The organism is Mucilaginibacter polytrichastri, assembly GCF_001911425.1.
Lineage (GTDB): Bacteria > Bacteroidota > Bacteroidia > Sphingobacteriales > Sphingobacteriaceae > Mucilaginibacter > Mucilaginibacter polytrichastri.
This window is the reverse complement of record NZ_MPPL01000001.1, coordinates 4,026,418-4,042,928: the sequence shown is the minus strand read 5'-3', so window position 1 is coordinate 4,042,928 and position 16,511 is coordinate 4,026,418. Positions and strand designations below refer to the sequence as shown.

At 39.5% G+C, this 16,511-nt stretch carries 17 protein-coding genes; 8 read left to right on the top strand and 9 right to left on the bottom strand.

Annotated elements, in window-relative coordinates; genetic code table 11:
- Positions 1-993 carry a DUF4238 domain-containing protein gene (locus RG47T_RS17185; RefSeq protein WP_074490645.1) on the top strand — a complete coding sequence of 331 codons (993 nt, stop codon included), beginning with the start codon at positions 1-3 and terminating at the stop codon, positions 991-993.
- A gap of 12 nt (positions 994-1,005) precedes the next feature.
- Here the strand turns inward: RG47T_RS17185 and RG47T_RS17180 are convergent, their stop codons facing one another.
- The 3 genes from RG47T_RS17180 to RG47T_RS17170 form a co-directional block, all read right to left on the bottom strand.
- Entirely contained in the window at positions 1,006-2,865 is a 1,860-nt protein-coding gene (locus RG47T_RS17180) for a hypothetical protein (RefSeq protein WP_074490643.1), read from the bottom strand.
- A 456-nt stretch (positions 2,866-3,321) separates the two neighbouring features.
- On the bottom strand, positions 3,322-3,519 hold the full coding sequence (locus tag RG47T_RS17175) for a PTS sugar transporter subunit IIBC (RefSeq protein ID WP_074490642.1): 198 nt from the start codon (positions 3,517-3,519) through the stop codon (positions 3,322-3,324).
- The gene (locus tag RG47T_RS17170; RefSeq protein ID WP_074490640.1) at positions 3,503-4,990 is read right to left on the bottom strand and encodes a recombinase family protein; all 1,488 of its coding nucleotides are present in this window, start codon (positions 4,988-4,990) and stop codon (positions 3,503-3,505) included. The genes RG47T_RS17175 and RG47T_RS17170 overlap by 17 nt, the downstream gene beginning before the upstream one ends.
- A gap of 254 nt (positions 4,991-5,244) precedes the next feature.
- Between RG47T_RS17170 and RG47T_RS17165 the strand changes: the two genes are divergently transcribed.
- The 5 genes from RG47T_RS17165 to RG47T_RS17145 all read left to right on the top strand — a co-directional run bounded on the left by RG47T_RS17165 (position 5,245) and on the right by RG47T_RS17145 (position 9,844).
- The gene (locus RG47T_RS17165; protein WP_074490638.1) at positions 5,245-6,960 is read left to right on the top strand and encodes a sacsin N-terminal ATP-binding-like domain-containing protein; all 1,716 of its coding nucleotides are present in this window, start codon (positions 5,245-5,247) and stop codon (positions 6,958-6,960) included.
- Between the two features lie 30 nt (positions 6,961-6,990).
- Positions 6,991-7,371 carry a Crp/Fnr family transcriptional regulator gene (locus RG47T_RS17160; protein ID WP_216351069.1) on the top strand — a complete coding sequence of 127 codons (381 nt, stop codon included), beginning with the start codon at positions 6,991-6,993 and terminating at the stop codon, positions 7,369-7,371.
- Between the two features lie 118 nt (positions 7,372-7,489).
- Complete coding sequence (locus tag RG47T_RS17155; protein ID WP_074490637.1) at positions 7,490-8,368, top strand: NmrA/HSCARG family protein; 879 nt, start codon at positions 7,490-7,492, stop codon at positions 8,366-8,368.
- Positions 8,369-8,425: 57 nt separating this feature from the next.
- Positions 8,426-9,265, top strand: coding sequence for a pirin family protein (locus tag RG47T_RS17150; RefSeq protein WP_074490635.1), 840 nt, complete (start codon positions 8,426-8,428; stop codon positions 9,263-9,265).
- A gap of 156 nt (positions 9,266-9,421) precedes the next feature.
- Positions 9,422-9,844 (top strand): cupin domain-containing protein, encoded by a 423-nt coding sequence (locus RG47T_RS17145; protein ID WP_171972553.1) that lies wholly within the window; start codon positions 9,422-9,424, stop codon positions 9,842-9,844.
- Between the two features lie 180 nt (positions 9,845-10,024).
- On the opposite strand, the gene RG47T_RS26135 is transcribed toward RG47T_RS17145, so the two are convergent.
- From RG47T_RS26135 to RG47T_RS17115, 6 genes are all read right to left on the bottom strand, one after another.
- On the bottom strand, positions 10,025-10,192 hold the full coding sequence (locus tag RG47T_RS26135; protein ID WP_171972552.1) for a hypothetical protein: 168 nt from the start codon (positions 10,190-10,192) through the stop codon (positions 10,025-10,027).
- Between the two features lie 658 nt (positions 10,193-10,850).
- Positions 10,851-11,750 carry an RNA polymerase sigma factor gene (locus tag RG47T_RS17135; protein ID WP_083627446.1) on the bottom strand — a complete coding sequence of 300 codons (900 nt, stop codon included), beginning with the start codon at positions 11,748-11,750 and terminating at the stop codon, positions 10,851-10,853.
- A gap of 24 nt (positions 11,751-11,774) precedes the next feature.
- A complete protein-coding gene (locus tag RG47T_RS17130) occupies positions 11,775-12,548 on the bottom strand; it encodes an SDR family NAD(P)-dependent oxidoreductase (protein ID WP_074490630.1) in 774 nt (257 codons plus the stop codon).
- Between the two features lie 366 nt (positions 12,549-12,914).
- Positions 12,915-13,418 (bottom strand): hypothetical protein, encoded by a 504-nt coding sequence (locus tag RG47T_RS17125; protein ID WP_074490628.1) that lies wholly within the window; start codon positions 13,416-13,418, stop codon positions 12,915-12,917.
- Positions 13,419-13,641: 223 nt separating this feature from the next.
- On the bottom strand, positions 13,642-13,923 hold the full coding sequence (locus RG47T_RS17120; RefSeq protein ID WP_074490627.1) for a hypothetical protein: 282 nt from the start codon (positions 13,921-13,923) through the stop codon (positions 13,642-13,644).
- 10 nt (positions 13,924-13,933) lie between these two features.
- Complete coding sequence (locus tag RG47T_RS17115) at positions 13,934-14,548, bottom strand: sigma-70 family RNA polymerase sigma factor (protein WP_253187535.1); 615 nt, start codon at positions 14,546-14,548, stop codon at positions 13,934-13,936.
- A 159-nt stretch (positions 14,549-14,707) separates the two neighbouring features.
- Here RG47T_RS17115 and RG47T_RS17110 point away from each other — a divergent pair, with 159 nt between their 5' ends.
- Together RG47T_RS17110 and RG47T_RS17105 are read left to right on the top strand one after the other, a co-directional pair.
- A complete protein-coding gene (locus tag RG47T_RS17110) occupies positions 14,708-15,532 on the top strand; it encodes a DUF1223 domain-containing protein (RefSeq protein ID WP_074490623.1) in 825 nt (274 codons plus the stop codon).
- A 100-nt stretch (positions 15,533-15,632) separates the two neighbouring features.
- Positions 15,633-16,412 carry an alpha/beta fold hydrolase gene (locus RG47T_RS17105; RefSeq protein WP_074490622.1) on the top strand — a complete coding sequence of 260 codons (780 nt, stop codon included), beginning with the start codon at positions 15,633-15,635 and terminating at the stop codon, positions 16,410-16,412.
- Positions 16,413-16,511 lie beyond the last annotated feature (99 nt).

Below are 16,511 nucleotides of genomic sequence, written 5' to 3'. Positions count from 1 at the left end.
ATGGATAGTCCGCCTCCATCATCCAAACCTAAGCGACACCACTACGTACCGCGTTGTTACCTTAATAACTTTTTGTCCAAAGACCACCTTTATATTCTTGACATCAGGAAAGTACAAGAGGGTTTAAAAGAACGGCCAAAAGAAAGTCACCCAAATAAGATTTGCATAGACGAAAATTTCTATAGTATCAAATCCGAACACCGTGGCACTAATTTTCAGCTTGATCAGTATGATGAGCTTTTTGTCGAATCCACAGTTTTACATGAGTTAGAAAATCGTTACACGCAAATTTTTATGGCACTTACGCGTAGTGAGCCATTAAAAATGGCAGACGCAATCTATCTGTGTGACTTTATTATTCAAATGAAGATCAGGAACCCGTTTTGGTTAACCGAAGTGATCAGCAAAAATAAAGACAAATGGATTGATGATAGCATTGCGCAGATCATAAAAGAAAAAGGCAATGATAACCCCCACTTTAAAAGATTACCAGAGGAATTCCGGCAGTTTGTAATAGAATCGGTTAGGGCGGATCAAAAAGGAAATAAAACGTTTGCAAAGCAGATGCAACTTTTTGGCCTCATCCAACGATCTGGTTTTGATAATGAAAGAAATGAAAAATATCGAAATGCTATTATTAATTGTAAATGGCAACTTTTAAAAACACCGCTTGGCGGACCCCTATTGATCACTTCTGATAATCCTGGTTTTGCAAAAAGCCTGATCGGATTGATCCATAATAGTTACTTTAAAGATGATTCCGCCTTTTATTTTCCGCTTTCACCCCATTATTGTCTGTTAATAAATGGTTTTGAAAAGGATAATGCATACACCATTAAGGTCGCTGAAAAAAGAATTGACCTTGGGATGTTGACTTCTGAGCAAGTTATACAAATTAACGACCATACTATTCAAAGAATTAACAGGTTGTTGATAGCCCAGGACACTTGGTATATCAAACAGATTTCGGATTTAAATAATCCTAAAAAATAAAAGTATGGCGTCCTATGATGTCTTAGGTGGTTCAATTTGTTGAATGAGATCTGCGATATTGACCTGCCCGCCGTTTTCAGCTACTACCTTGTTAATCTGAAGGCTTGCTTCAACATTCAGCGTGTTAACATATAAATTTAAATGATTAATGCCGGCGTTTCCATGGAAACCGCTTTTTTTCTCAGTAATCCAAACACGGAATGCGTCGGCCTTAGGGATACTGGAGCCTTGAAAAGTCGAATGAAGATTCGCGTTGCCGAGTTTTTCTACCAGCTCAACAAAGGCTTGCTTTGGCGCTGGGGTCATACGATATTGATGATCTAAGAATTCCGCAAGATTCTCTGCGGTTGTTTTCTTAAATTTCGATATGAAAATTGTTTCTAAAACGATTTGGCGGTACTTCCAAATACTCTGTTCATTTTCCTGAGCAGTTAAATTAGGATCATTGCTGAATCTGTAATTATTCAAATCAAAAGAGAAATAGCGGATACTGGTATCTTGATTATTATTCTGTTCAGATTTTTCGTTAACCTTGAATTTTCTGGCAAAATCGATGACCCGGCTGCATATCTGCGCCAAGGTGAAATTATCTGCCAAATATCTAAAAGGATAGTTACCGCGGCCAGCGATATTAGTTTCAAGCGTTGACAGATTCGCACCGAAATAAATACTATCTATTTGGTGATCGTAAACCTTAACAACTGCCATATTTTTTTCCAAATCGTCTATCCTTTCCTGAAAAGGACGTGCATGGTCGACCAAAAAATCATCTACAATTGTATTGCCTCTGGTGAGTTTTGTCTCATAATATTCAACCGCAGTAGTTGCATTTGCTTCTAATTCAGCTAACTGATTGTGAAACAAGGTCAAATTGTTAGCGACTTCAAAACGTTGTGTCATTTGTTCCTTGAAGTCCTGGATATTAAATATCTCCGTATTGGAAAGCAGGTCGAAATTCTGAATATACCGCCCATCAATGCCATCTTCTCCTTTTTCATTCAAAATAAGGGGATATGGGAATTGAACTTGATTGTCAAACTTTTTGAATTGGGATTCATATATAGTTAAGATCAAAGCTAGTTCGCGCAAAACGCGATCCACCAGCGTAATCTTGGGCTTTTGGCCAGGTACTGAAAAAGTGGGCTGATTGAAATTAGGAATCGCAAAACTCTGCAATTCGCTTTTATTTAATGTAAGCTCTTTGTTCAATAATTCATCCGCTAACGTTTTCAGGACGTTGTACCTTACGCGAATACCCTCGCTATCCTCGTTTGGTCTTAAATACAACAAAATTTGCAATTGGGCATCATTGCTTTCGCCGCTATCGAGTAATGCAGATAATAGCTCTTGTCCCAGGCCGGGTATCTGCAATTTGTTAGTTAAAGTAATAATGTTACTGATCGATGCTGTAGCATATCCTCGGTAGTTGTCGACATTTTTATCAAGGACAACATATTTTTTAAATTCATCTATTTTATTGACTATTGTTCGAAGTAATTTTATCGTTTCTGAATCTTCAAGATGCCTGCCACAGTATTGAGGTTCGACAGTGTTCTTAATTATCATTTGCTGAAAATCCCTGATAATTTCATTGGCTCGCTTTTCAGTATCGCTCATTGCAACCATAGATGCGGCAACAGGATAGTTGCCGGGCTTGACGACAGTTGCTTTTCCAGCTGTCATCGCTTTCGACCATTCTTCATCGCTTATAAATTCCTTGAAGTATAAGTGAAGTTTTGGCCGAGCGCTTATTTTTTTAAACTCTGCAAAAAGAAAGGAACTGTATAATTCGTTATTCCGGAATAGTTCCAGGTAAGGAAAGGTACCTATTGATAACTCATAAAAGTAATCTTGCTCTATCTCCTGGCTCATCCTGAACGGTCATAATATTTAAGATAACTAAGTTAAGACGATTTCCCGCAATTACCGGATATTAGCACATTTTACCTAAACAACCCTGCAATTATCGGGGTGGTAATGGTATGCGTAAAGTTATCGTTATTCGAATAGTGCCTTCATTCACTTACCACGATTGGAAGAATTAAAAACACAAATTCTTACGGTCGGAATCAAACTTTTATTTAAAATGAGTTGTGGTTTCAATGATTTTATTTGCATCTACAATAGCTTCAATATCACCATGAAAGTTAGAACTTTTGCCGCTCGACCTACTTAAGGAAACACCATACCATCGGTGTTTCCTTTTTTTATGCCAATAAAAATCTGTGACCCAAATCGTTAAGTCTCGTCATTTTTAGTTCGAACTTTGCTGACAAAATCCTTAGACTTTTATTCAATTTGGTCTAAAAAGGGAACTGAAAGTTGCTTTTAAGCTGTTTTCTCAAGGTTCGAATTCTCCTTAAGGTTAGGCGCATTTTGATTGGCTTTATGTTTGTTGTAATTCTTTGCTATAATATACAGAAATTCTAATATAACGCTCGCCTCAGTATCATCCACTTGTATGCCATTTTTAGCTAATATCGACATAGCCTGTTTGACGGAAGTCTTTTTATCTATAAAATTCATTTTTATGAAATGGTTTGTCTGTTTGTGATAATATTTTTGATAATGCATTGTTTAAATCTAAGGAAACGTCACCTGTTTGGAGATTGAGATTACCCGGAGGAATCAGGATGGCGAGACTCTTTTTATCAGCAATATCAAAATTCGAGTATCCCTGAAAAATATTCACAAATGGATAATTACCCGATTGCCGTTGCTTATCAATGCTTTTTAGTTTGATAACAATGTCGTCCAGCTCCTTTTTTAAACAATCCAAATTTGCTTTGCACTCTTTTTTCAAGTCGCTGTAATCATCATATTTCAGTATATCTGATACGAACAACTTTCGGGCTTTTGATAGCGTAGCTTCTTGTTCTTCAAGTTGCCTTATTATTATTTTTCGCACCTGCAGATATTCTGCTTTTTGTGTAATTGTATTAGAATCTTCTACAATACAATTGAACAATTCCGTTACTTTATTTGAAAGTGAAAATTGTTGAAGTTGGTGTTTGTAGCTGTCATTAAGCTTGAATGCATTGATCCTTGTTTTACATTTTCTAGGACAATGGTAATAAGGGTATTTTTTCGTTGAACCTTGGGAAAAGCTTCCAGTAAGTTTCCGAGCGCAAACAGGGCAGACTAAAAATTCTTTTAAGAAAAACGTTGCTTTTAACTCGTCTGTTTTACTGTTGATTTTTCTTTTTGTATTGATGATATCTTGAACCTCGTAAAACAGCGCTTCGGAGATTAATGGATCATGAATTCCTTTAATCATTTGTCGCTCCAAAGAATCCAATTTTATCGAAATAAGGCCACAGTAAACCGGATTACGAATAAGCTTAGAAAAATTTGAGCTGGAACATCTAAAGCCTTTGGCATAGGCCATATTTCTGACCTCCGCAATCTTATAGATATTTTTAGCAAGCTGTTGAAATACCCATCTAATAATTCCAGCTTCGGGCTGTGTTGGTGCAATGAATTTTTTGCCATCCAATCCTGTCAAGTTAATAAAACCCAAAGGCGCTTTATTCGGGTATCTACCCATTTGCTTTGCTCTACGAATGCCGTTCGTTGTGTTCAATGCCCGTCTCGTATTTTCTGCCTCGGGGACTGATAAATAAACCGCCAGCATCACGGAACTTTCTGGTATGGTTAAGTCGATTGGCTGATCGATAGCCATAACTGCAGTATTATGTTTTCGCAATATGCCTATCATCTCATAGGCATACTGAATATTGCGACTAAACCGGTCCCATTTGATAAATAAAATATTATTTTCCTCATGAGATGATTTCTTCTTGACCATGGCAATCAGTTTCTTCCACTCTGGTCTGTTAAAGTTCTTTGCCGAAAAGTCTTCCCGATAGATGCCTTTAACTTTTATATCGTTATGGTCGCAATGTTTTAATAATCGGTCCTCTTGCTCAGGGAGAGAGTAACCTTTTCTTTTTTGTTCGTCCGTACTGACACGGACATATATATAAGCTGATTTCATATGGACAGTACATAAACCTTATTATAAGTTCGGCATTTTTTCTCAAAAAAGAAATAAATACTAGCATGCTGCCCTCAACAATATGGGTAATCTCGACGAATATGTTCGTTATCAGCGCCTATTAAGCATGCTTACTACACGGAGCTAATTCAATTGAACGAGCAATACTTTGTCAAACAAATATTCATCGGGTATATATGGTAATATGATTATCTTACCCGTTCCAAATCACAAATTATTACGACTTAAACCGCATGACACCAAGTGAGCTATCTTCAGACTTAATTGAAGCAATAGATGAAAAACTATCTTCAGAAGTATTGCAGGCAATAATTACTAGAATTTTTAGAGGCAACTACAATCGCGATGCCATTGCTTTGCATTCAGACCGTGGCGTTCAAAACCATTTTACAAAATCCTACCAATCAAGATTCTTTTTGGAACTTTTGCAAAATTCCCGAGATGCCATTTCCCTGGATAAAGTTAAAGAAGGCAAAATCAAGGCCTGGGTTAGTAGCGATGTCTTCTATTTTGCCAATAACGGTGCAGAGTTTAATGAGAACGGTATTAAAAGTATTTGTTATCCGGCGATAAGTACCAAAAGTGATAGAGGAATGATCGGGCATAAAGGTATCGGCTTCAACGCTATTTTGGAGATCACCAATCACCCTGCAATTATTACAAACTATGGGACAATGTATTTCAGCAACGAGGATGCGGCTGCCATTATTAACGACGATGCCAAACCTGCAAACCTGCTGCCGCTGTTTCAGTTGCCACTATTTGACGAAACAAGCCTGTCTGATTTATATCCAGAACTGGCCAGTGAAGGTTTTACCACCTTGTTTAAATTCCCGCTCGATAAAAAAACGGACGGACAGTTAGTATTGAAGCAAGCAAAGGAAATTACCGCGCAGGATATTATTTTCTTAGCTGACATTTCGGAATTAGCTATTGGGGATAACTTAAAAAGAATAACGGATAAAGAACCTTTTATCAAATTACAGGATGGAAGCAACGACAGGTATTTTAGACAATATAACCACCCCTTTAAACTCTCGAAAGAAACTATTGATACATTTCCGGAAGATGAGGCCGAGCAGTTTAAGACAGACTTCTCGGTTGAATGCAAATTTCTTCTAGAGGTTAATGAAAAAGGCACATTCATTCCGGCCAGTAGTTCAAAATTGTATTTGTACTATGCCCTTGAACCTGTTACAGGATTATCGTTTGGTTTCCATAGCTTTTTTTCGGTCACTATTGAAAGAAAGTCTCTTACCAAAATCAGCCCGCTGAACGATTATTTATTTAAAGAAGCGGCCCGTTATTACGGGGATGAATTTTTAACGCTCATTAAATCACATCACCCTGAGTCAGTACTGGAAATACTGGCCTATGAGCGGAAGGACAACGCAGGCTTGGAAAGTTTCTATACACTCCTGAAGACGAACTTAACGGGAAAGGCATTTATCAATCATCCCTTATCTGACCACTACCTTCGTGCGGATGAAGTTTTACTGGTGAATAAAGAAGAATATAATCTCTTCAACGGGAAGCTCGGCGATAAGTATTTATTTCAGGCACCCAGTAAAACCCTTGAATCATGGCTGATTAAGGAAGGCAATGTCGGAACACTTAACAACACATATATATTTAACCAAATTGAGTCGAAGTGCGAAGAAAACAATAGAAATCCAGCATTTTTTCAAACCTTATACAACTTAAACAAGACATGGAAAATAGACTTTGGGGCAAAAAAAATCCTGTTAACGGAAAACGGGACTTTAATTGCCGGTAACGATACGGAAGTATTTTTCCTTTCAAAGGCTGAGTATTCCACCCCTGAAATTTTGGAACGATCCCTGGCTTTTTTAAAAGCAGGTTTAAAAGTAGATGATTTTAATGACCAGCAGCGCAAGCAACTGGGCTTAACTGAATACAGTGAAGAAAAACTACTTTCAGCGGCTTGACTGCGACAATACAGCGTAGATGACAAAGGTGTGGAGCATATTGTACAACTGTACATTGAAAATTATTGGGCAAGCGACCGTGAAAGCGCCGTCATGCTTACACCATCGAAATATTATATTGATGCCTGGGAAGATACCGAGCTACTCATTGCCACAGTAGCAGACATGCTGGAGCTGATAGAAAAAATGCCCTCATTTGGACAAATGACAAGATTAATGGATCAGAGAAGTTTCATTGCTTCTCAGCGAAGATTGAATTCTACCATTAGTAATGCAGCAGAAAAACGTTATGAAGAATTTGCCGCAAACCATCCTCAGTTTATTCAACGATTTCCCCAACATCTCATTGCTTCTTTTTTGGGTATAACTAAAGAAACTTTAAGCAGAATCAGAAAGCAAGCAAGTAAGTAACTTCTATTTTTAAATTTTGGTTTTACAAAACCGTTGACATTTGTCAACGGTTTTTTTTATCATATCTCATCGTCCTAAGGCGTGCTGTTGCTGCAATTTTACATTATAAAACAAACAAATGGAAAAGCAGACAATAGTAGTAATTGGAGCAACGGGCTCACAAGGCAAGGGTATTGTAAATGCCCTTATAAACGAAGGCTCTTTTAATGTAAGGGCAATAACCCGTAATCCGGAAAAATATACTGGCCAGGCTGGTGAAGCAGTTTATGCAGATTTACAAAATTTGCAATCCTTAAAAGATGCATTTACAAATGCTTATGGCGTATTTGTAGTAACCAACTTTTGGGAAGGTGCAGATGAAATTGCCCAAGGTAAAAATGCCATCGAAGCGGCAAAAGCAACAGGAGTAAAACACTTTATTTGGTCAACACTTCCAAATGTAGAGATCATTAGTGAAGCAGCGTTTGAAGTCCCTCATTTTACCGACAAGGCCAAGGTAGATGACTTGGTGAAAAGTGCGGGGTTTAAATACACCACATTTGTTCAGCCCCCATTTTATTATCAAAATTTGGTTGGAATGCTGGGTCCACAACCAAAACAAGATGGAACAACAGGCTGGACACTGCCGATTGACCCCGCAAAAAAAGCGATCCATATGTCAGACATTAATGATCTGGGAAAAGCAGTTACCGGTGCATTTTTGCAGCCTGAAAAGGTTGGAAATGGCAGTTATCTTTCAGTTGCCACCGAGTTGAATAGTTTCAATGATATTATTGAGGCCTATAAAGCTAATGGCAAAGAGTACAGCTTTTCACAGGTGCCGGTTGAATTGTTCTCAACTTTTTTTGAAGGGGCAAAAGAGCTCGCTGAAATGTTTGAATATTTTGAAAAACACACGTACATGGGACCAGGTTCAGCATCAAGGATTGAATTGGCAAAAGAAATTGCCACTGGCGACTTTGTGTCTCTCCAGGAATGGCTGAGTAAAAACAATTAAGAAAATGAAAAAAAAACGAGTTTCTCAACAAAAGGCAACAGTACTACAGTAGGCACTCTGTCTATCCAGCGACTGTTACCTAATCGGTATGCCAACAAGGTTGGTCCGTTTGTATTTTTAGATTATGTCGTTCCAGTTGTTAAAGAAATTATAACCGAAAATGGTATGGGAGCGCATCCCCACCGGGGCATTGCAACATTAACATATATTCTTCAGGGCGAAGTTGAGCATTTTGATAGTGCCGGAAACGGAGCGATAATTCATTCAGGAGGTGCACAATGGATGAAAGCGGGTACCGGGATAATCCATGATGAAAATTTAAATTATGACCCCCAAACAGAGAGCAAATTTATTCAGGGTTTTCAGTTTTGGATAAATTTACCTGCAAAAAATAAGGCTGAAAAGCCTGCACATATAGCGATACAAGCTGGCGAAGTCCCCAGAAAAGAATTGCCGGATGAAAGTGGTTGGTTAAAGGTTATTGTTGGGAAGTATGAAGAATTGAGTTCGCAGATCCCGAATTATTCTGAGCAGTTTTTGTATCATATTCAATTGAAAGCAGGCAAAAGCCTTTCGATACAAATTGATAACGAAATAGAAGTTGCTGCTTTTCTGCCCACTCATAATGCTAAGCTAAATGACACTGAATATCAAAAAGGAGAGTTTGTAGAATTTGACAGAATTGCCGGAGAAATTGAAGTAAAAAACACCTCTCAGATAGCTATTGATATCCTGTTATTTGGTGGCGAAGAATATACAGAACCTGTGGTAGCCGAAGGCCCTTTTGTGATGAACTCACAAGCCGAAATAGCTGCTGCTTACCGGGATTTCTATGAAGGTAAATATGGCAAAATAAAACCTCAGCAAAAACAAATTAGTCCGGTATCAGTGAATTGAAAATTCCCTGATCTGCAACCTTGTACTTTTTAAGTTTTAAAAAATCAAAGATTAATAATATAAATAAGGCAATAAATGTAACCTATTAAAAATAACAACACAAGCATCCTCAAGGGCTTTGCCACTGCTGCCGGTGAAGGCGAACGCATCTGGTTTGTGGCAGACACATTAACGCTTAAAGCAACTGCTGCGAGCACCGGTAAAAGCTATACGGTGGTTGAGTGCCTGACCACCCCCGGCGGCGGGCCTCCGCCACACATCCACACCAACGAAGACGAGTTCTGGTATGTGCTCGACGGGACTTTCGAAATCCATATCGGCGACGATGTGCATGCCATCGGTCCTGGCGGGTTCGCCTTCGGGCCACGCGGCATACCGCATTACTTCCGCAATACCGCGGCTACCCCGAGCCGTATCCTCCTGGCCTTCACGCCCGGCGGAATAGAAGATTTATTCCGCGAGTCCGGTCAGCCCGCCACCAACGACGGACCTGCACCCGCGGTTGACGAGGCCGAAATCGCCCGCATGAAGGCGGCGGCACCGAAGTACGGCATTGAGCGCGCCGCCATTGAGGACTAAGTGTGAGCAGCAAAGCTCAAAATGCTATTTTCCTCAAGTCATCCATAAAACAGTTCAAGAATTGCCCAGTAAGGGCTACCAAACAGGCGAAAGCGGAAAAATCCAGACTTAATTCTGGTATGCCGCTTTTTTTATTGTCTATAAGTTGCTGAAGATAAGTAAGATAAAAAAATAAAAAATTTATTCGAGGGATTCGAACTTTTTTTTCTTGCTAAAAGTAATACCATCAGGAAATACTAATGTTTGGATCTTTTGCTTACCTACATAGTCGCTTAAAACCCACTTTTTACCTATTTCTGAAGATATTTCCAGTGTATTGTCCAGTTTGATGGTGTTTGTTGCTGTCATCTTGATTTCGTGGGGAAGTGTAGGCCACAAGACAGTGGCAACTATTGCGGAGAATCATCTTAGCCATTCCGCTAAAAATTCAATAAAGGCACTACTTGGCGATCTTATACTAATTACTTTACCTCTCACTTTAACATTATAGACGGCGACGCATTGCTTGAACAATATTTGATAACTTATAATTGCTACATTTAATCTAAGTTAAATCACTTTATTAATAGCCGAAGCTTATTCAAATCCCTCAAAAATTAACTCTCTACACGCATTTACTTTTTCAACTAATTTCTTGGCATCTACAGCAGCCTGTATATCACTATGAAAGTTAGAACGTCGCCGCTGTCCTCTATAAAATTGCACTTACGATAAGCTTACAGAACTACGATAAACGCTTAATTGGGTGAGATCGAATGATTTTATATTTTAATTTTTTTGTGCAAGTTTTGTGCAAATAAAAAAAACAGCTTGACAGGGCTGGGTTAAGTTATTGCTCTTCAGACTACTGGGCTGGGCTCGAATTAGCGACCCTTTGATTACTAAGCCTAATTCGCTGTAATCGAGAGGTTCCATATTTTAGAATTAACTTACCAAGACCTTGAATTGATAACCCTGTCGGCATTAACCAGTCTCGGTGATTACCAATAATGACTGTAAGACTTTCTTAGTTAAGGTTGAACATCGTTTTAATCTCACTATTAAACAATAAAGACTGAACGATCTTATCTGCAACTTCATGCTTTTCATAATTTTGCGCTTTAAAAAAGCCCATGTAGTTGTCGTCCATCAATTGGTCCAGTTCATCATTTATCTGAGGTGAGACCGACCGGATGGTTTCTATAGCTTCGGGTATGAATTTTCTTTGCGTGGGTTCTACCTTGCCTTCCTTAATAAACCCCATTGTTTTTTTATGACAACGGCAAGGATTGGCGGGATTCACCAGGCCGCACTTATTTTCCATAAATTGAAAAAGGTCGGCCCGCGCCCTCGACAATTGTTTCCGGAAATTTTCCGGAGAAATTTGCAACAATGGCGCAGCAACAGTAGATTTCAGGTTAAAGATGGCCCCCAGTATAAAAATAATTCTTTGCTGTTTGTCCATACAAAGCAACATACCACTCATGCATTTATTTCGTGTATCATCAATCAGATCGCTATAAATAAACTGCTCTTCAACACTCATTTCTTCGGATGTATGCGCATTTTCGAGAAAATCACCAAGTTCTTCAAGGGAGGCTGTTTCCAGCCTCCTTTTATTACCTTGATTTTGGATAAAATGGTTGAAAACTATACGGTACAACCATGTTCTGAAACTGCTTTTGCCCTTGAACTGGCTCAACCTGGTCACCATCTTTATCAAGCCTTCCTGGGTTAGATCGGCCGCATCTTCAGCATTTCGGGCTAATCGCAGCGCAACATTATAAATAAATTGCTGATGCAGCTTTATCAATCTTTCCAAAGCAGACTTTGATCCTTCCTGCGCCTCTTTTATAAAACGCATCTCCTCACCGGTATCATAAGCAACTAAAAAAGGATTCATCATATTGCTATTGGATGCAGACATATTCAGATCATTTAAATTTAAGAATTAATTGCGTCCTGCCATAACACCGCCGTCAACATCCCAAATGGCACCGGTAACCCATGATGCTTTTTCCGAAAGCAGGTATACAATGGTATTGGCTACATCTTCCGGTTTTCCGTTCCGGCCGATCGGCTGAAATCCGTTAAAGCTCTTTAAAGCTTCAACAGCAGCTTCCTTCCCTCCAAAAACTCCGTCATACACCGGTGTTTCAACCACTGCCGGGGACACCGCATTAACCCGGATATTGTACTGAGCCAGTTCCATTGCCAAATGCTGGGTTAGAGAGTGCAGCCCCGCTTTCTGCATAGAATAAGCAGATGAAGGTGTGGCCCTTACAGATTGCTTTGCCCACATTGAACCAATATTAACGATGGAACCGGTTTTATTATCAGCCATTAGTTGGGCTACTGCCTGTGTTACAAAGAACAACCCCCTGTTTAGATCAAGATAAGAATCATAGTCGGTAGATGTATGATCCAAAAATGGCTTCGGGCTAAAAATACCCGAAGCATTTACCAGGTAGTCGACCCGGCTAACAACAGTGCCGAACTGATTTATAAAATCAGCAGTTTGCAGACGATCTGTCAAGTCAACTTTGTAACCTTTAATATTTCCACTGCCAGACAATTCGTTGATGGTTTGATCAATATTAACCTGGTTCTTACCAACAATAATTACTGCAGCTTCATTTTGTAGTAACAATGCCGTTGTAGCTTTACCAATTCCGCTTGATCCTCCAAGTACCAAGGCGATTTTACCTTTAAATTCGTTTTCCATGTTTTCGTTTTTATAATTAGACACCTTTTTTAAAAAGTGTGACAATCACTGGCTGTCCGAAGTGTTTTTCCTATAGACAATATGCCGGTAGCTGATAAAGAAACCCATTAGCTGGATGATGCGACACGGCCTGATAGGGCCAATGAAACGAACAATTTGTTCCAGCCTTGTTTAACATACATCTTACTTCATCAGATCGGACATTTGCTGCTGCATATAGGTCTGGCCGATGCGTTAGTAACAACTAAACATGGTTCACAGTCAAACCTTCGAAGATTCTTTAAATTGGCGATATTAAAAGATTCAATATTGGCTAAAAATAAATGCCTACTATTAGGGGCATCGCTACTGAATATTATTTACGCTTTAAAAGGCTATTGTATATTGAAAGTTGATAACACCGCTTCTCGTTAATCCGTCTGGGCGGACCTTTCTCACAATAAATGGCGTTCCCACTACAATCTCGAACCGGTTTGCATTTTTAAAGGTCTTTGTTGCCACTATGCTACCGTTTAAGGTCAAGCCTTGTGAACCGTCAATAAGAACCCGGTTGCCAAACCGGTTTTCATAGCTGTCATTGCCTACGTGGTATATTCCGGAAATGCTTGGCTTAAGCGTAATAGAAGATTGAGGTAGATAAAAATAATAACCAATTCTGGCTAGCAGGTCGCTTTTTCGTCTGAAATTATTTGTCGGTGCAAACTTGAGCGTTCGCGGATCAGTATATTCATCTGGGAAGTAGGTGCTTTTATTGATTTGTACTATAGGAACCTGAACAGCTCCGTCAAATTCCCATTTGCGGTTTACGATATAGTTAACGCCACCTATGGCGTCATAGGAACCAATGCTTGCCTGGTAATCTAATGGCAACGGTTTACCGTTTGCGTTTTTACCATTCCCGGAAGTAAGCGGAATCTTTACGCCACCAATAAAATTAAGGCTATTGTTTGAATTTGTTTTGAGGGCATAATTGATGGTTCCGTAAACATCACCGATATCGAACTGGTCGTTTTAAAGAAAGCAATGCTTTGCGAATTAAATACAGCATTAGGACTTTGAAGTATTGAATTAATAACTTACTATCAAATCCATTTTAGTTTTTATCAAGCTTTTCATCAATGCTACCCTGTAATTTCCTTTTAAAATCATCGTCTAATTTAAGCTCATTCAGTTTTGGCTCATGGAACAGATCGTGAACCATTTTATTAATTACTATACTTTGTTGCTCAAATGTCCGGCATACAGCGCAGCCAGCCAGGTGTATCTTCAACTCCAGTTTCTCGCGTACAGTTATGCTGCCGACCTGCTTTTTTTCAATCAGAAATGTCGCCTTCTTGCAGTTGTAAGCAATTTTTCTTAATGTATTGTCGTTCATTTTATTTATTTTAAATCCAATTCTTTTGCAGGCATGCCCGCAAATTTACTTTCGCCCTGTGAATGATTACCCAATAATTGGCAGGTGTAACTCTAAGTTCCGAACATATCGTTTCAGTCGTTTCCTCATCCATATGCTTCATCGTAAAAACTGACAACCACAGTACAGGCAGCTTTTGCATACATTGTTTCAGTATGTGGTCAAATTCCTTGCCAATAAGTGGATTGTATACCTCTAAACCAAAGGCTTGTGGCTGATGCTGTACCTTCCAATGGCCGTCATCCACCTCAAAAAAATCATCCGATTCTGAAACTTCTACAGGAACCTCCTGTCTTTTTAAAAGACCAGATGATTTTTTACGGTAGATATCTATAATCTTATTTTTCAGGATAGCGGTCAACCAGGTGCTTTCCGAACTTCTCCCCTCAAACTTAGCTGCCTTCTCCAAAGCAGCTAAGAATGTTTCCTGTACCAAGTCACGGGCTAATTCTCCATCGTTAATGCGGGTTACCGCATAACTGTATAAGTAATCGGCATATTTAGCCACCCATTGCTGGGGATCGCAGGTATGAACCTTTGTATCGACTTGTTGATTATTTTCTGTATGCATTCGTGATTCGAGCATAAATGGTTTATTACTAGTAATATTTAACTGGGTGAACTTTTAACTTATTCTTTTATGCTTTAGTCGTGGCACCCACTTATTCCTTACATTTTTTTTTATTTTTTGTAAGGATTTTATACATCTGGCGACAAATCAGGAAAACATTAAATAAATCATCAAATGGTACCTTCCATTAAAATTACCGTAATAGCCTGGGGGGCTGTTATGGCTATGTGTTCGTTTTCTTTTGTTTTAAAAGATAAAACACATGTAGCCCCCATCCATCATTCAAAAGCTGCCAAAGGCTTTGCCGTGGTAGAACTGTTTACATCAGAAGGCTGCTCCAGTTGCCCGCCTGCAGATGAGCTGATCGCGAAAGTACAGCGCGAAAACAACGACCAGCCAATTTACATTCTTGCTTACCATGTAGATTACTGGAACCGTTTGGGCTGGAAAGACCAATTCAGCAGCGCCGCTTACTCGCAAAGACAGAACCGCTATGCCAGTTGGTTAAGCGCTTCGGTTTATACGCCCCAGGCAGTAGTAAACGGAACCAGGGAATTTGTCGGTTCTGATGAAGGCACCTTACGTGATGCTATAGATAAAGGGCTTCAAAAAGCAACTTCGGCAGAATTAACGTTGACTACCGTAAAGCCTGAGCCGGGAGTAGTTAATATCCATTACCATACCACTGCAGTGCCGGCTCATACGGCATTACTAATCGCATTAGTGCAACGCAATGCGGTAAGTAAAGTACTCAGCGGTGAAAATAATGGCCGTACGCTGTCTCATGTACAAATTGTCCGCTCCCTGAAGAACATTAATTTAAACGGTAAAAACGAAGGTTCAGCCACAATTGCTAACACGAGTGGCCTAAACAAACAAGGCCTGGAAATTATCGCGTTTCTGCAAAATACAGATACCGGGGCAATTATTGCTGCCACAAAAGCCAGCCTGTTGAATGAAACTTCAATGGCAAAAGCCGGCATGCCCGGAACCAAATAAAAGGCCTTATCTCTCGAATTTAAATATAACAACATTGATGAAGAAACGTAGAATAATATTGACATTATTGTGCGGGTGGGTGATTTTTTGCCAGTCATGTATGATGATGCGCATAACAGATAAAAAGGCTGAAGCAGAATTTGATCAGCAAGGGCTGCAACCACGTTATGTCTACCTGAAACTAGGAAAACTGCGTTTACATTATGTGAAGATGGGTGGCGATACGTTGCCGACGCTGTTTTTTATTCATGGTTCCCCAGGCAGTTGGGATGGGTATAAACGATATTTAATGGATACAGCCCTGTTAAAACATTTCAGGTTAATTGCCATTGACCGGCCAGGCTTCGGATACAGTAATTTCGGTCATGCTTATCACTTGTCAGAGCAGTCGCAATTGATCTATGCTATTATAAAGAGAGAAGAAAATGGCCGCCCATTTCACTTGATCGGGCATAGCCTCGGCGGCCCGGTTGTGGTTAAACTGGCAGAGGACCACCCGGGTGCATATGCCTCCCTGACCTTACTTGCAGGGTCTATTTCCCCTTTTGATGAACCGACAGAGAAATGGCGATCCATTTTTGTTCATACGCCATTACAATATTTAATACCGGGAGCATTCCGTACCTGCAATACCGAAATTTGGTATTTTAAGAAAGAGCTTTTCGGATTGGATACCTGTTATCAGCGGCTAAACATGCCGGTGACCTTTATTCATGGGGATAAAGATCCGCTGGTTACCGTAAAAAATGTGGCTTACGGCCGGCAAAAATTGGCTTTTAACAAGCATGTTGAAGTGATCATTATACCTGGGGCAAATCACTTTATTCCCTGGGAACATTATGATATTATTAAAAAGCATCTGCTTTCGCTAGCGAAGTAAAATTGATCATCAGGAATATTATTTTGTAAATTAAAATAGCAGCGTGGCACTTGTCCTGAGCCCAAATTTGGTAACGTTAGGATGGTCAAGATAATTAAA

Coding starts and splice junctions, on each gene's coding strand:
- RG47T_RS17105 (WP_074490622.1), top strand. CDS start 15,633: ATGATGATGCGCATAACAGATAAAAAGGCTGAAGCAGAATTTGATCAG.
- RG47T_RS17180 (WP_074490643.1), bottom strand. CDS start 2,865: ATGAGCCAGGAGATAGAGCAAGATTACTTTTATGAGTTATCAATAGGT.
- RG47T_RS17170 (WP_074490640.1), bottom strand. CDS start 4,990: ATGAAATCAGCTTATATATATGTCCGTGTCAGTACGGACGAACAAAAA.
- RG47T_RS17165 (WP_074490638.1), top strand. CDS start 5,245: ATGACACCAAGTGAGCTATCTTCAGACTTAATTGAAGCAATAGATGAA.
- RG47T_RS26135 (WP_171972552.1), bottom strand. CDS start 10,192: ATGACAGCAACAAACACCATCAAACTGGACAATACACTGGAAATATCT.
- RG47T_RS17135 (WP_083627446.1), bottom strand. CDS start 11,750: ATGTCTGCATCCAATAGCAATATGATGAATCCTTTTTTAGTTGCTTAT.
- RG47T_RS17155 (WP_074490637.1), top strand. CDS start 7,490: ATGGAAAAGCAGACAATAGTAGTAATTGGAGCAACGGGCTCACAAGGC.
- RG47T_RS17185 (WP_074490645.1), top strand. CDS start 1: ATGGATAGTCCGCCTCCATCATCCAAACCTAAGCGACACCACTACGTA.
- RG47T_RS17115 (WP_253187535.1), bottom strand. CDS start 14,548: ATGCTCGAATCACGAATGCATACAGAAAATAATCAACAAGTCGATACA.
- RG47T_RS17110 (WP_074490623.1), top strand. CDS start 14,708: ATGGTACCTTCCATTAAAATTACCGTAATAGCCTGGGGGGCTGTTATG.
- RG47T_RS17130 (WP_074490630.1), bottom strand. CDS start 12,548: ATGGAAAACGAATTTAAAGGTAAAATCGCCTTGGTACTTGGAGGATCA.
- RG47T_RS17175 (WP_074490642.1), bottom strand. CDS start 3,519: ATGAATTTTATAGATAAAAAGACTTCCGTCAAACAGGCTATGTCGATA.
- RG47T_RS17120 (WP_074490627.1), bottom strand. CDS start 13,923: ATGAACGACAATACATTAAGAAAAATTGCTTACAACTGCAAGAAGGCG.